The sequence below is a fragment of the Novosphingobium aquimarinum genome (assembly GCF_009746585.1).
GTDB classification, from domain to species: Bacteria; Pseudomonadota; Alphaproteobacteria; order Sphingomonadales; family Sphingomonadaceae; genus Novosphingobium; species Novosphingobium aquimarinum.
In genome coordinates this window covers 186,319-200,471 of record NZ_WRPO01000002.1, presented here as the reverse complement: position 1 = coordinate 200,471, position 14,153 = coordinate 186,319, and the positions used below count along the sequence as shown (strand labels likewise).

The 14,153-nt window shown below is 65.8% G+C and carries 11 protein-coding genes; 5 read left to right on the top strand and 6 right to left on the bottom strand.

Annotated features, from left to right (window positions below; all coding sequences use genetic code 11):
- Positions 1-135 precede the first annotated feature (135 nt).
- Genes GQO94_RS02985 through GQO94_RS02975 form a run of 3 tightly spaced genes read right to left on the bottom strand, consistent with a single transcriptional unit; the run spans position 136 to position 6,023 of the window.
- Positions 136-855, bottom strand: a complete 720-nt coding sequence (locus GQO94_RS02985; RefSeq protein WP_156839663.1) for a hypothetical protein — start codon at positions 853-855, stop codon at positions 136-138.
- Positions 842-2,935 (bottom strand): adenylate/guanylate cyclase domain-containing protein, encoded by a 2,094-nt coding sequence (locus GQO94_RS02980; protein WP_232332743.1) that lies wholly within the window; start codon positions 2,933-2,935, stop codon positions 842-844. Before GQO94_RS02980 ends, GQO94_RS02985 begins: the two co-directional genes overlap by 14 nt.
- A gap of 10 nt (positions 2,936-2,945) precedes the next feature.
- Entirely contained in the window at positions 2,946-6,023 is a 3,078-nt protein-coding gene (locus GQO94_RS02975; protein ID WP_232332742.1) for a CHAT domain-containing protein, read from the bottom strand.
- A gap of 247 nt (positions 6,024-6,270) precedes the next feature.
- Between GQO94_RS02975 and murA the strand changes: the two genes are divergently transcribed.
- Together murA and GQO94_RS02965 are read left to right on the top strand one after the other, a co-directional pair.
- Positions 6,271-7,554, top strand: a complete 1,284-nt coding sequence (gene murA / locus GQO94_RS02970) for a UDP-N-acetylglucosamine 1-carboxyvinyltransferase (protein WP_156839662.1) — start codon at positions 6,271-6,273, stop codon at positions 7,552-7,554.
- A gap of 116 nt (positions 7,555-7,670) precedes the next feature.
- On the top strand, positions 7,671-7,874 hold the full coding sequence (locus GQO94_RS02965) for a hypothetical protein (protein ID WP_156839661.1): 204 nt from the start codon (positions 7,671-7,673) through the stop codon (positions 7,872-7,874).
- Positions 7,875-7,964: 90 nt separating this feature from the next.
- Here GQO94_RS02965 and GQO94_RS02960 read toward each other — a convergent pair whose 3' ends face one another.
- Positions 7,965-8,213, bottom strand: a complete 249-nt coding sequence (locus GQO94_RS02960; protein WP_156839660.1) for a ribbon-helix-helix domain-containing protein — start codon at positions 8,211-8,213, stop codon at positions 7,965-7,967.
- 80 nt (positions 8,214-8,293) lie between these two features.
- On the opposite strand from GQO94_RS02960, the gene GQO94_RS02955 reads away from it, so the two are divergent.
- Complete coding sequence (locus GQO94_RS02955) at positions 8,294-9,103, top strand: helix-turn-helix domain-containing protein (RefSeq protein ID WP_232332741.1); 810 nt, start codon at positions 8,294-8,296, stop codon at positions 9,101-9,103.
- A gap of 54 nt (positions 9,104-9,157) precedes the next feature.
- Here GQO94_RS02955 and phbB read toward each other — a convergent pair whose 3' ends face one another.
- Positions 9,158-9,880, bottom strand: a complete 723-nt coding sequence (gene phbB / locus GQO94_RS02950) for an acetoacetyl-CoA reductase (RefSeq protein ID WP_156839659.1) — start codon at positions 9,878-9,880, stop codon at positions 9,158-9,160.
- Between the two features lie 139 nt (positions 9,881-10,019).
- Positions 10,020-10,814, bottom strand: a complete 795-nt coding sequence (locus GQO94_RS02945; protein ID WP_232332740.1) for a hypothetical protein — start codon at positions 10,812-10,814, stop codon at positions 10,020-10,022.
- Positions 10,815-11,080: 266 nt separating this feature from the next.
- On the opposite strand from GQO94_RS02945, the gene GQO94_RS02940 reads away from it, so the two are divergent.
- The gene (locus GQO94_RS02940) at positions 11,081-11,530 is read left to right on the top strand and encodes a DUF3576 domain-containing protein (protein ID WP_156839658.1); all 450 of its coding nucleotides are present in this window, start codon (positions 11,081-11,083) and stop codon (positions 11,528-11,530) included.
- A 25-nt stretch (positions 11,531-11,555) separates the two neighbouring features.
- Positions 11,556-14,072, top strand: coding sequence for a leucine--tRNA ligase (gene leuS, locus GQO94_RS02935; protein WP_156839657.1), 2,517 nt, complete (start codon positions 11,556-11,558; stop codon positions 14,070-14,072).
- Positions 14,073-14,153 lie beyond the last annotated feature (81 nt).

The window sequence follows — 14,153 nt, the reverse complement described above, 5'->3', positions numbered from 1 at the left end:
AAACCGCGAGTCACCTTACAGTCTCAAACCCCTGCCGAGTGCCCGTCGCAAGCTAGCCCCCTCGCTCGCGGAATGGCCCGGATCCGTCTTCTTGGTGGCAGTACTGATACCTTACGGCAAGAGTACAGTCACGACTTAACCTATTGGCAGCGCCATGGCATCCGCCAACATGCGCAACTGTGCATTGCATTGATTGGCAATGAGCGCGCTTGCCAGATCTTCTGCCGTTGCCGGTTGGGCGGGAAGCACCACGAACGTGACGTCACGGCTCGGGCCCGGGCCGCTGATGCGATACGTCGTGCCGTTCGCGATCGGGCTTCCGGCCGGCTGCCAAGTGCCGACATAGGTGTTGCTGTTGAACGTGACGCGCGATTCGGCCGCTTCATCGACCGAACCATTGACCGGACGGATCGAGAAGGACGTCGCGTTGCTGCCGTCGGGCCGCCAGATGCTGACCGAGGCGGGATTGACGATGCACATCCGGCCGTCGCCGGTGGCATCGAGATTCCAGATGTTGGTGTTGCGCGCGGTGCTGCCCGATCCGCGGACGGCACCGGTGCGCACCCGGGTCGGCCGGACCAGCGCGTTGAACGCGACCGTACGCGAGCGCGTGTCGCCGCCGCCGACCTGCTGCGGTCCCGGGCCGCGCAGAACACGCGTGCCGCCGCTGCTGAGTATAGTGACCGAGTCGCCGGCACTCAGCCGGATCGTTGCAGTATCGTCGAGCTTGGTTCCCGTCGGATACTTGGCCGCGGACGGGCCGCTCGAGGCCACGACAACCCCCGCTATCGCCATACCAGGCAACGCCAGGGTGGTGGCTGAGAGCAGGATCGCTGCTCCTTTACCCCAGGACATACGCATTATCCCCTTCACACTCCGAAAGTCGTTTTAGCAGACATTGCAATGCCGTGTCAGCAGGGTGCTTGTCTGTGGTCTTTCGCACGATTGTGATCGCTTCATCGTAATTTGTTGCGAGCAACTTTATTGCGCGAGACAATTGCTCGCGATCTTCGGCGGGAAAGTCGGGTCGCGGCTCGAACAGCTCGATCGGACTGGCGCGGCCGCGCAGGACGACGCGGCCCATCGGCCGCCACCAGTCGAGTCCGGATCTCTCGGCGAATTCGCGACTCGCCATGACGGCCGAGCCCAGCGGCTTGTTGGCCGATTCCAGTCGCGCCGCCGTATTCATCGCCTCGCCCAGCGCGGTGTACTGGATCCGCCGCTCGCCCCCGAAGTTGCCGACCACGGCTTCTCCGAAGTGCATCCCCACTCGCGTCTTGCCCACCGGCGGCATGCCGGGATCGAGGCTTCTGCGAAAATCCTCGCCCGCCTGCCACATCGCGTATCCGGCCAGCGCCGCCTTCTGGCCATCGTTGGCGCGCGCGATCGGCGCACCCCAGAACGCGACGACCGCATCGCCCACGTACTTGTCGATAATGCCGCCGTGTTCGAGCACCACCGCGCTCAGCCGATCGAGATAGTCGTTGAGCAATCGCGCCACTTGTTCGGGCGCGAGCTGGTGCGACAGCTCGGTAAAGCCCTCGAGATCGCTGAACACGATGTAAAGCTCGCGCTTCGCGCCGCTGAGTGCCAGCTTTTCGGGATTGTCGATGATTTCCTGCGCGATGTCCTGCGGCAGATACTTGCCCAGCGCGGTCTGCGCGAATTCGCGTTCGACCGCCGAGGATGCGCGCACCAGCGAACTCACTGCGAACAGCGCCAGCACCCAGGCGATCAGCCAGCCCGCCGCCGGGAGCCCCAGCGTGTCGTAGCCGCTATCCTGCATCCAGAACGGGATGCCGACGATCATGCCGACTTGCAGCATCAGGAACGGGATCGCGCGGCTCACCCGGGTTTCGATGAGACTGGTCAGCCCCGCCGCCGTCACCCACAGCAGCGCGGTCAGCCACAGCTGCCAGGGCGCGAGATGCGGCAGTTTCGCTCCATCGAGCATCTGCGAAATCATCGCGGCGTGGACCCGGATCCCGGGCGGTGCGGGCGACAGGTCTTCGATCGGCTTGGCGCAGTATTGCGAGCCGTCTTCCGCCATTTCCATCTGGCAATCGGGCAGGAACGGGGTGAACGGTGTCTCGACTCGATCGTTGTCGACGATCTCGCCGCCGATCAGCACGTAACGATCGCGGATCTGCGCAGCGAACAGCGCGATCAACTCGGGATCGAGATCGGCGAGAGTCTCGATCGGCAAGGCGGAGAAGACCGGCGTCGAATCGCCCGCAGGCAGGCGGTAACGGATCGCGCCGGTGTAGTCCGCGAAACGCCGCCAGGCCGGATCGCCCGCATCCTTGAGCATCGATTTGCCGAGGATCAGGGGAAATCCCGCGAGCCGCGCCGGCCAGTTGCGTGCAGCGCCGTCCTCGTAGTTGAGGCGGATACTCGCGGGATGCGCGCGCGATCCCTTCAACCGCGCCATGAATGTGTTGAGGTTTTCCTGCTGGCGATAGACGATGTTCTGGGCATTTCCCTCCATCGTGGTGAAGGCGATGCTGACGGGCGTCTTCATCCCGCGCAGGACCTCGATAAGCTCGTCGTCTTCGTCCTGCTGCTGGTCGAACAGGATATCGATACCGATGGCGCGAGCTCCCATCGCATCGAGATTGCGCAAGACTCGTGCGAGCAGTCCCCGGTCGAGCGGCGAGCGCTTGCCCAGGTTGATCAGCGTGTCATCGGTATAGGCAACGATCGTGACGCGTTGGTCTTGTTCGACGTGTTCGGCCGTGGCGAAAACGCGCAAGTCGTAAAGCGATCGCTCGGCCGCGCCGACGACCGGCAGCTCCCAGCTGTATCGCGCCAGCAGCAGTGCGAGGACCAGCAGCAGCAGGTTGGTCGCCATGCGCAGCGGGCTCGCGGCCCGCACGCTGCGCCAGCCCCGCTTGAGCAGCGAAAAGCCGCTCTTCCCGCTCGTGTCCCGCGCCACGGGAAGTCCGTCAGTTGCCCGAGATCGGCTTGGCCGCGTCTCCGATGATGGCGAAGCCCGCCCAGTAAAACGGGTGCGAGGTCGCCGGATCGTTCATCAGCTTGAGTTCGGCCTGGCGCATGGCCTCGCCCATCGAGGCGCCGCGATCCTGGTAGAAGGTGGTGAACAGGCGCTCGGTGGCATCGTAGTCGTCGGGCGCCGGCCAGTGGCTGGCGATGACCTGCCGCCCGCCCGCGGCGATGAAGGCGCGCACCAGACCGTCGAGCGCCTGCCCGCCGCCGCCGACCACGCCCGCGTCGCGCGTCGCCTCCATGCTCGCGCCGCCCGCGGTGTCGCAGGCGGAAAGCACGACCAGATCGGCGTCGAGCCGCAAGTCGAAGATCTCGGAGAAGGACAGCAGACCGTCGGACTGCGGTCCCCCGAACGACGTCAGCAGCGCCGGGCGGACCGGGCAGCCCATCGCCGGCGCCGTGACCAGCCCGTGGGTGGCGAAGTGGAGGATGCGGTAATTGTCGAGATCGCCCCGCTGCTTGATCGCGGTATCGGTGAAGGCGGCGTCGGTGATGAGCGTCGCCCCGCCCGGATTGAGCACTTGCGAGGCAGTCACCAGCTCGGACTTGGAGATCGGATTGTTCCAGACTTCCTCGGGCCAGAAGCAACCGCTGTCGTCGCCGGCCGCCGTGCCGCCGCGTACGCCATTGGGAAAGCCCGAGGATCCGAGCGGCGCATTCTCGCCAAGGCCGAGGAAGGCGTTGCCGGCGCGCGAACGCGGCGCGGCCCTGGCGTCGCGGAAGCTGGCGGCGGACAGCGAGGTGCTGACGGCGCGGTCGCGTCCCACCCAGTCGATCCCGGTGAAATCGTATTCGTCGCCGCCCTTGGCGACGCGCGTGCGGTAGGCCGTCACGCCGGACGTATCGCCGGTCAGCAGATTGATCGGCAGTTCGAGTAGCGCCCCGTCGGGTTCGAAGACGACATGCCTCGTCGCCGCCAGATCGCCCGATACGGGGCCAAGCAGCGCATCGTAGAGCTCCATCGCGGCATCGACCTGGAACGGATAGGTCGTCTGTGCGCCGTTGACGACGATCGAGATGCTGTCCCGCATTGTCGCGACGAGTTCGTTGATCCGTCCGGCCGGGATCGCCAGCTTCCACGCCGCGACTTTGGCGGGGCTGGCGTAGATCGCGTAATCATTGCCTGCCAGCTCAACCATCTTGAGATAGGCCTCGCCAGCGCCGAGCGTGCTGCGCAGTTCCGGCAGATCGATCGTCTTCGAGGCGACCGCGCGGTAGGCCGGGTACGCAGACAGAGCGTTGACCGTCTCGCGCTGTTCGGCGGCAAGGCGCGTCACGGCCTCTTCGGCCGCGGGCAACTGCTCGGGGTTGGCGCCCGCGCTTGCGGCGGCCTTGAGCCGCGCGAGTTCGATGCGAGCGCGTTCGAGCGCGCGGCTCTGTTCCTGCACGCGGCGGAAGAGTTCGCCGGCTTCTCCGCTTCCCGATTCGAGCGCGCGCGTAAGCTGGATCAGGGTGTCGGCGGCGCCAGGCCGGGGAACCAGCTGGGCGACGGCGAACAGTTCCGCGACGGCCTCAGGCGAAGTCGCACTCTGCGCTACGAGCATGTCGAAATAGGGGCGCATCAGATTTTCGAAGCCGGTCAGCTGGCCGCGTGAGGATGCGACGTTGCTCACCACCTCGCGATACAGCGTCCGCGCGTCGTCGGTCTGGCCACGGCGGGAATAGAACCCTGCCAGCCGCGCCCGCGCCATGTTGACCGACGTGCTGTCCGGATATTGCAGTTCGACCAGATCGAGTGCGCGCCGCAAGTTGGCTTCGGCCTCGCCGTAGTTCCGTTCCGACTCGTAGATCGCGGCGAGCTCGGAATAGATCTGCGAGCGCAGCCGCGAGATCGAGGCGACTCGCCCGTTGCGCACGCTGACCGCCGTCTCGAGCGCGGACACGAGGTCGGCGCGTGCAGCCGCGAGCTCGCCGTTGAGCCGCTGTGCAGTGCCGCGCAATTGCTGCGCCTGCGCATCGATGATGGTCGCGCGCTCCTGCGGCGAAAGCCGGGTTTCCTGGCCCAGCGTGCGCGACACGACATTGGATTGCGCCGAATTGAGGCCGGCAGCGGTGAACGCGTCGATCCGAACCGCGCCGCCATCGGTCATCGGCGAGGCCATCAACGGCGGCACTTCGCCGTCGAGAATCCGGATCGCCTCCTCGCGCTGGCCGCGATTGAGGGCGTGGATCGCGGTGTAATTGCGCGTGAGGCGCGATTGGATCACGCCCGTCACCCCGTCCGTCTCCGCTTCGGCGAAGAGCCGGTCGGCCTGTTTGAAGTCGCCCAGATTGGAAAGCTGCAAGGCGCGGTTGATCTTGGCTTCGTGCAGCCGGTCGGCGCGCGCCTCGATCGTGTCTGAGCCTTTCTCGATCAGCAGCGGCGCTGCGGCGAAGGCTTGCGCGGCCTCGGCGTAGGCCCCCGCGCTGTTGCCGCGATAGCCTTCGCCGACAAGCGTTTCGGCATCGCTAACGTCGCCGCGTGCCCGCATCGTCGAGCCGCCGGTGCCGATCGCGGCGATGGCGACTTCGCCCGGGACCACCGCATCCTGGGCGAGGTTTGCAAGCGTCAGCCGGATCGCGCTGTCGTAGCCGGACAGCCCTTCGACGACATAGTCCTTGCCATTGGCGCTGAGCACATAGCTGTTCCAGTCGAGCCCCGACTCGCGTCCTTTGCAGCGGCGCATCTGGGCGTCGGCGCTGCCGGGAAGGTCGACCGCTTCGGCGGCGCCGCAATCGAGCGCTTCCTCGCGCGCGGGTTCGGCGCGGGCCAGCGGGTCGCTACCGCGCTCGAACGCGTAGGCCGTGGCGACGGGAAGCGAGATGTCGGAGCACAGGACCAGCCACTTGCGCTCGAAGACCGAGCGGCGCTGCTGCCCCATGCTGACGCCTTGGGCGTCGCACGACGTCCCCGATGTGCCGACCGGAAAGCTGGAAGCGACCGAAGGCTTCGGCTCGGCCGCGAGCGCGCCTTGCAGACTGAAAGACAAGAGCCCGCCGACGATGGGCCCGAAGAGTGCAAGTCGTCCTGCGATCACGTCTGTTCCCCCAGCTGTAAGCCGGCATGACGGACGAATCGGTTCTGTGGCCGATTTCGATTTCGTCCTCACCGCCGATCCGGCAATTCCAGTTCCCCACGCAGCACAATTAAACCCAACCGGCGCCTGCGGACAAGTATTTGCGACGCGGCCGCTAAGTCATAAGCAAATACGCAGACAAAATTCGCGGCGATGCGCCGCGCGGCGGTGCCCTTGCCGCACGGCGGTTTCGCGCTAAGGGCTATCCATGGACAAGATCATCATCCGCGGCGGCTGCAAGCTGTCGGGCACGCTGCCGATTAGCGGTGCCAAGAATGCCGCGCTCACGCTGGTGCCGTGCGCCTTGCTGACAGACGAGCCGCTGACCCTGCGCAACTTGCCGCGCCTGGCCGATATCGACGGCTTCCAGCATCTGATGAACCAGTTCGGCGTATCGACCACGATCGCCGGCTCGCGCCCCGAGGACTTCGGCCGAGTCATGACGTTCGAGGCGCCGCGCATCACCGGCACGGTCGCGCCTTACGATCTGGTGCGCAAGATGCGCGCCTCGATCCTGGTGCTCGGCCCGATGCTTGCGCGCATGGGCGAGGCGACCGTTTCGCTGCCCGGCGGCTGTGCCATCGGCAATCGTCCGATCGATCTGCATCTCAAGGTGCTCGAGGCGATCGGCGCCGAGATCGAGCTGGCCGCGGGCTATGTCCGGGCCCGCGCGCCTGATGGCGGCTTGCCCGGCGGGCGGTTCTCGTTTCCGGTGGTTTCGGTCGGCGCGACCGAGAACGCGCTGATGGCCGCGGTCCTCGCCAACGGCAAGACGACGCTCCACAACGCCGCGCGCGAGCCCGAGATCGTCGACTTGTGCCGGTTGCTGGTCGCGATGGGCGCCAAGATCGAGGGGATCGGCAGCAGCGACATCACCATTCATGGCGTCAAGCGGCTGCATGGCGCGACCTATCGTGTCATGTCGGACCGGATCGAGGCCGGGTCCTACGCGTGCGCGGCCGCCATCACCGGCGGCGAAGTGATGCTTGCCGGCGCCGAGATCGAGGAGATGGAAGCGACCGTCGCCGCGCTGCGCCAGGCGGGCGTCCACGTCGAGCCGACGCAGGAGGGGCTGCACGTCGCGGCCAACGGCGCGTTGCGCGCGGTGAACTTGTCCACTGCGCCCTACCCCGGCTTCGCCACCGACATGCAGGCGCAACTGATGGCGCTCTTGTGCCGCGCCGAGGGCACCAGCGTGCTCAACGAAACGATTTTCGAGAACCGCTACATGCACGTGCCCGAGCTCAATCGGATGGGCGCGCATATCGAAACATCGGGCCGTACCGCGATCGTTCACGGCGTCGCGCAGCTTTCGGGCGCGGAAGTGATGGCGACCGACTTGCGCGCTTCGATGAGTCTCGTGATCGCCGGGCTAGCGGCCGAGGGGGAGACTCAGGTCCACCGGCTGTACCATCTCGATCGCGGTTACGAGCGCCTCGAAGAGAAACTGTCGCTGATCGGCGCGGATATCGAGCGGGTCGGCGACGGCTGAGCGAAGCCTTACGGCGGGCGGCCCGCCGCTTGCGCACGACGATCTTCCGTCCAGCCGTGAAACCGGATGCCTTCTGGGGCGTTTAACCCCCGAATATCCCAGAAGGAGGCAATACCATGGGTCTCATCAAGATGGCCGTCGCCGGCGCTGCCGGTTATGCGCTTTACAAGTACGCGACACGCGAAGACGAATACTCATATGCAGGCAATGTCCGCGATGCCGGTCCCGGTTCAATGAAAGAGCCGCCCAAGTCGTGGAGCAAGGTCGACGAAGCGAGTGACGAAAGCTTCCCCGCCAGCGACCCGCCAGCGACTTACTGACGCAATCGCAATTGATTGCCCGAGGCGGGCGGAGACCTTGTGTTTCCGCCCGCCTTTCGCATGCACCGACGCCTTATGCCGCGCTTTTAGCTATTCGTCCGCTGCGGTGCGCGCAGAGGTCGAGACCAGCCAGACTCTGATCGCTCCCGCCAGGCCGGGAGGCGTCTCTGCTTCGAGTCGCGCCGCATCGATCCGCGCGACCAGTGCGTTGATCGGAATGCCCTCGCATGAGGCGCGTTGGCGCAACATGTCCCAGAACACGGGCTCGAGACTGATCGAGGTCTTGTGCCCGGCGATTTCGACCGAGCGCTTCACCGGCGGATGAAAGGGAACCGTCATCGTATGAGGGCTTAACCGGGCTGTGGTGAGGGACCTACGAATTTTTTGGGGTCGCGATCTCGCGCGGCGCTCCGTAACCCATGGCTGAAAAACCGCGACATGGTTCGGACCATACGATGCAGCAGGGCTACCAGGATCTTACCGAGCGCGAGAAGCAGACGCTTCGGCTGATGCTGCGCGGCCACGACGCGAAGTCGATGGCCCGCGAACTCGATCTGTCGGTCCACACGATCAATGAGCGGCTGCGGTATGCGCGGCGCAAGCTCTCGGTTTCGAGCAGCCGCGAGGCCGCCCGGATCGTTCACGAAATCGAGGAGGCATCCCCCAATTCGCCGGGGGACGCAAGTTTGGGGGATGCCGATCGCGCCCCAAGTCCGGCATGCCAATCGGATTCGAAGCCCGGCGGGATCGCGAACCCGAGGTTCGCCTGGCTCACTGGAGGAACCCTTGTCATGTCCATCCTGATCGCTGCCGTCGCGTTATCGTCCACGTCGTATCTCGCCTCGGACCCACCGCAAACCGCGCCGACGCCGGCGCACGCGACCGAGCTTCGCCCCGCCGCGGAAACCGAAGTGGTCACGAGCGCCCGCAGCTGGCTGGCGCTGGTCGACGCCTATCGCTGGGACGCAAGCTGGGAGGCCACCGGCACGCAGTTCCGCGAACTCAACACGCGCGAGACCTGGGCCTCGCTGTCGAAGGAAGTCCGGCCGCCGTTCGGCGCCGTCGAATCGCGGACCCTGATGTCCCAGGAAGAGGTTCCGGCGCCGCCGCGCGGCTACGAAATCGTGAAGTTCCGCACCAGTTTCGCCAATAAGCCGGAGACGATCGAAACCCTCTCGCTCGAGCGGGAAGGTACGCAATGGAAAGTCGTCGGGTACTGGATCGGATAAGGCCTGAGCCGGGGGCAGGGGGCGGCACGATCGCCTGCCCCCTGCCATCTTGGCTCAGTACATGTGCTGGCCGCCGTTGATCGACAGCGTCGACCCGGTCACGAAGGCGGCGTTGTCCGAGCACAGGAAGGCGACGCCGCGGGCGATTTCGTGTGCCTGGCCGAGGCGTCCCACCGGAATGCGCGAAACGATCTTCTCCAGCACCGGCTCGGGCACGGCGGCGACCATGTCGGTGTCGATGTAGCCCGGCGCGATCGCGTTGACGGTCACGCCGAACTTGGCGCCTTCCTGTGCCAGCGCCTTGGTGAAGCCGTGAATGCCGGACTTGGCCGCGGCGTAATTTACCTGCCCGTACTGCCCGGCCTGGCCGTTGACCGAGCCGATGTTGACGATGCGGCCCCACTTGCGCTCGCGCATGCCGGGGAAGCAGGCCTTAGCCATGTTGAAGCAGCCGCCGAGGTTGATCCGCATGACGTCGTTCCAGTCTTCGAACGACATTTTGTGCAGCACGCCGTCGCGCGTGATGCCGGCGTTGTTGACGACGATGTCGACCGGGCCGATTTCGGCGGCGACTTTCTCGCAACCGGCGATCGTCGCCTCGTGGTCGCCCACGTCCCACTTGTAGACAGGGATGTCGTGCTTCTGGGAAAAGGCTTGTGCCCTTTCGTCGTTACCGCCGTAGTTCGCGACGACCGTATGTCCGCGCTCCTTGAGCGCGAGCGAGACGGCCTCGCCAATGCCTCGCGTACCGCCCGTGACGATTGCTACCTTAGCCATTTGCAAAATGCTCCCAATCAGGCCTCTCCAGCGCACTTGCTAGAAAAGCACGCAAGCGGCGGCAATAGCGCGATGTCCGGCTCGATACGGTATTTTTCGCATCGATGCTTGCACGCCATGCAAACAGGATGGGATTGATTCAGAACTTGAATTGAGTGCCGACGTAGACGGCCTGGCTGTCCTGCTTGCCGTCGGTGAGCGGAACCAGGCGTTCGCGATCCTGCGAATAGCGAACCCCCGCGGTCACATCCAGGTTCTTGGTCAGGCGATAGGCACCGCCCAGATCGACTTCGCCGGCCTCGCCCGCGAAAGTGCGCGGCGCGCGCCCGGCGGTTTGCTTCTCGTCGATGGAAATGCGCGGGCTGAACCGCCCGTCGTCCGGCTTGCCACCGGGTTTCAGGCTGAAGTTGCCGAGATCGGGCAGCTCGCCACTCGGCTTGCGCTGCACGTCGGCGACGAGATCCTGCGAAAACCCGCGATACCCCCGCGAGACGCCGAGATTGAACGCGCTGGAGGCGATTCGCAGCTTGCTCGCGTCGGTTTCGCCCGAAGCCATGCGAGAGCGTCCGCGCACGGTGATGGCCTTGGCCGTGGCGGCATCGACGCGCACTGCAACGGTGACCGCACGATCGGGCTGATCGGGAGTCTCCGCCGGCGTGAAGGGAAAGAGCTGCCCCTTGGCGAGTGATCGCAGCGGAATCGCGCTGGCGAAGTCCGCGCCGGTCGGTTGCGCGTTCATGGGTGCGATTTCGCGCTCCGCGCCGGTCTTCGGCGGATTGTCGAAGCTGACGGTGAAGGCGAGGACGGCGCTGGGCAATGCGAGCAGGCCGACGGTGCAGGCGAGCACAATGCCGGCTCTCGCGCCCGAGCGCGAGGATGCCCGCGTCGCCGCGTTCGTCTCCACTTCTCCCAGGTCGTCGATTTCGTTGTCCATCCCGCTCATACTCTTCGATGCAACGGCGCGATCGATGCGCTGTCCGGTGCAGGTCACCTTGCCTGTGGCTTTTGGCTCCGGCTTTTTGCTTCGCGGAGCTTAACACACGATGACACGCGATCACAGCCCGGCGTCGCTCCCCCGTGACCGTCCGGGGCCTCGTGCACGTCCGCCCCTTGCCGCATCGGCGGCGTGGCGATAGAGGCTGTTGCGCCGCGCTCGGCCGGTTATCGGCATTGCGAGCGCCACGAGGATACGCGACGACCATGACTGCCCATTCCCGACACTTGCGCAATTTCGCCGTCTACGGCCTGTGCGGCGCCATGGCGCTTTCGCTCGCGGCCTGTGGCGGCAAGAAGAAGGTGGCGGACCGAGTCGCGCCCTCGATGGTCACCACGATCGGCGTCAACGGCTATCTGTGGCGCGCCAGCCTCGATACGCTGTCGTTCATGCCGCTGCTCCAGACCGACAGTGCCGGCGGCGTGATCCTGACCGACTGGTATACCAATCCGTCGAACCCCGGCGAGCGCGTCAAGGTCACTGTCACCATCCTCGACCAGGATCTGCGCGCCGATGCGGTGAAGGTTGCCGCCAGCCGTGAAGTCAATACGGGCGGCGGCTGGGTCGCCGCGCCGGTGCAGGCCGCTACCGTGCAGAAGCTCGAAGACATCATTCTTACCCGCGCCCGCGACCTGAGGCGCAATTCGGTCGGCTGAGGCCGGCTCGGGAGACGCAATCACCATGAACGAGCGGTTCGACCCCGCAGTAGCCGACCAGCGCTGGCAGCGGGTCTGGGACGAGCGGCAGTGCTTCGCCGCCAGCGACACCACCGACAAGCCGCGCGCCTATGTCCTGGAGATGTTCCCCTATCCTTCGGGGCGCATCCATATGGGCCATGTGCGCAATTACACGCTGGGCGACGTGCTCGCGCGCTACAAGCGCATGACCGGCCACGAAGTGCTGCACCCGATGGGCTGGGACGCCTTCGGCATGCCCGCCGAGAACGCGGCGATGGAAAAGGGTGTCCACCCGGGCGGCTGGACGCGCGAGAACATCGCCAACATGAAGGCGCAGTTGAAGCGCCTCGGCTTCGCGCTCGACTGGAGCCGCGAACTCGCCACGTGCGAGCCCGATTACTACGGCCACGAACAGGCGCTGTTCCTCGACCTCTATGAGGCGGGACTGGTTTATCGCAAGGAATCGGCGGTCAACTGGGACCCGGTCGATATGACCGTGCTTGCCAACGAGCAAGTGATCGACGGGCGCGGTTGGCGCTCGGGCGCGCTGGTCGAGAAGCGCAAGCTCTCGCAGTGGTTCTTGAAGATCACTGACTTCGCTGAGGAACTGCTCGAAGGGCTGGGCGACCTCAAGGATTGGCCGGACAAGGTCAAGCTGATGCAGGAAAACTGGATCGGCAAGTCGCAGGGGCTGGAGTTCGCCTTCACCCTGTCGAACGGCGAAAGCCTGCCGGTCTACACCACGCGCCCCGACACGATCTTCGGCGCGAGCTTCGTCGCGGTCGCCGCCGATCACCCGGTCGCGCAGACAGTGGCGGAAGGGTCGAGCGAGGCGCAGGCGTTCATCGTGGAATGCAAGCGCGGTGGCACCACCGCGGCTGAACTCGAAACCGCCGAAAAGCTGGGCTTCGACACCGGCCTCACCGCCAGGCACCCGTTCAGCGGCGCGGACCTGCCCGTTTACATCGCCAATTTCGTGCTGATGGACTACGGCACCGGCGCGATCATGGCCGTGCCCGGTCACGACCAGCGCGACTTCGATTTCGCCACAAAGTACGGTCTGCCGATCGTGCGCGTCGTCGCCACCGATCCGGCGGAGGCCGACAAGCCCTTCGCGGGCGAGGCGGAAGCGGGCGACGGCGTCATCGTCAACTCGGACTTCCTTAACGGCAAGAGCGTGGCGGACGCCAAGGCCGATGTCATCGCTCGGGCCGAACAAGGCGGCTGGGGCGAGGGCAAGACCGTGTGGCGCCTGCGCGACTGGGGCGTCTCGCGTCAGCGCTACTGGGGCACGCCGATCCCGTTCATTCATTGCGATGCTTGCGGCGTCGTTCCCGTGCCCAAGGACCAACTTCCGGTGGTGCTGCCCGAGGATGTCGATTTCCAGACGCCGGGCAATCCGCTGCTGCGTCATCCGACCTGGAAGCATGTCGATTGCCCCAAGTGCGGCAAGCCCGCGACGCGCGAGACCGACACGCTCGACACGTTCGTCGACAGTTCGTGGTATTTCCTGCGCTTCGCCAGCCAGCCCGCCGACCGGCCGTTCGATCCCGGCGTCGTCGCGCAATGGCTCCCGGTCGAGCAGTACATCGGCGGCATCGAGCACGCGATCCTGCACTTGCTCTACGCCCGCTTCTGGACTCGCGCGCTGCGCCGCACCGGCCTGATCAATGTCGGCGAACCCTTCGCGAGCTTGTTTACACAAGGCATGGTGACGCACGAGACGTACTCGCGCGAGCAGAACGGTCGCGATGTGTTCTACAGCCCTGCCGAAGTCGAACGCGGCGGCGAAAGCGCGACACTGATCGAAGACGGCGGGCCAGTCGAGATCGGCCGGGTCATCAAGATGTCGAAGTCGAAGAAGAACGTCGTCGATCCCGACGCGATCCTCGCCGACTACGGCGCCGACGCGATCCGCTGGTTCATGATCTCCGACAGCCCGCCCGAGCGCGATCTGCCCTGGTCGATCGCCGGCATCGAAGGCTGCGCGCGCTTCGTCCAGCGCCTGTGGCGCTTGTTCGGCCAGTACGATGCTGGGGCCGAGGGCGAGGACAAGGCGCTCGACCGCAAGCGCGACCAGACCGTCGCCGCCGTGGCCGACGATATTGAGGCGCTGGCCTTCAACAAGGCGGTCGCGCGCGTCTACGAACTCACCACCGCGATCGAAAAGGCGCAGCCCAGCGCCAGCCGCTCCTCCGCGATCCGCGCAATCCTGCTGCTCGTTGCGCCGATGATGCCGCACCTGGCCGAAGAGGCCTGGGACGCCATCGGCGAGGAAGGGCTGATTGCCGAGGCCGCGTGGCCCCCGGTCGATCCGGCGCTGCTGGTCGATGACGAAGTGACCATCGCGATCCAGGTCAAAGGCAAGCTGCGCGATACGGTGACCGTCGCCAAGGGCACTGCCAAGGACGAGCTGGAGGCGCTTGCGCTCGCCAGTGAGAAGGTCCAGCGTGCGCTCGACGGGGCGGAGATAAGGAAAGTGATTGTCGTGCCCGACCGTCTGGTGAATCTGGTGGCATGAGAGGGCCTTCTGCCCTTTCCTCGTCCTTCCCGCGAAGGCGGAAGGGTATTCTGCTTTGCGTCCTGCTGCTCGGGTCTGCGT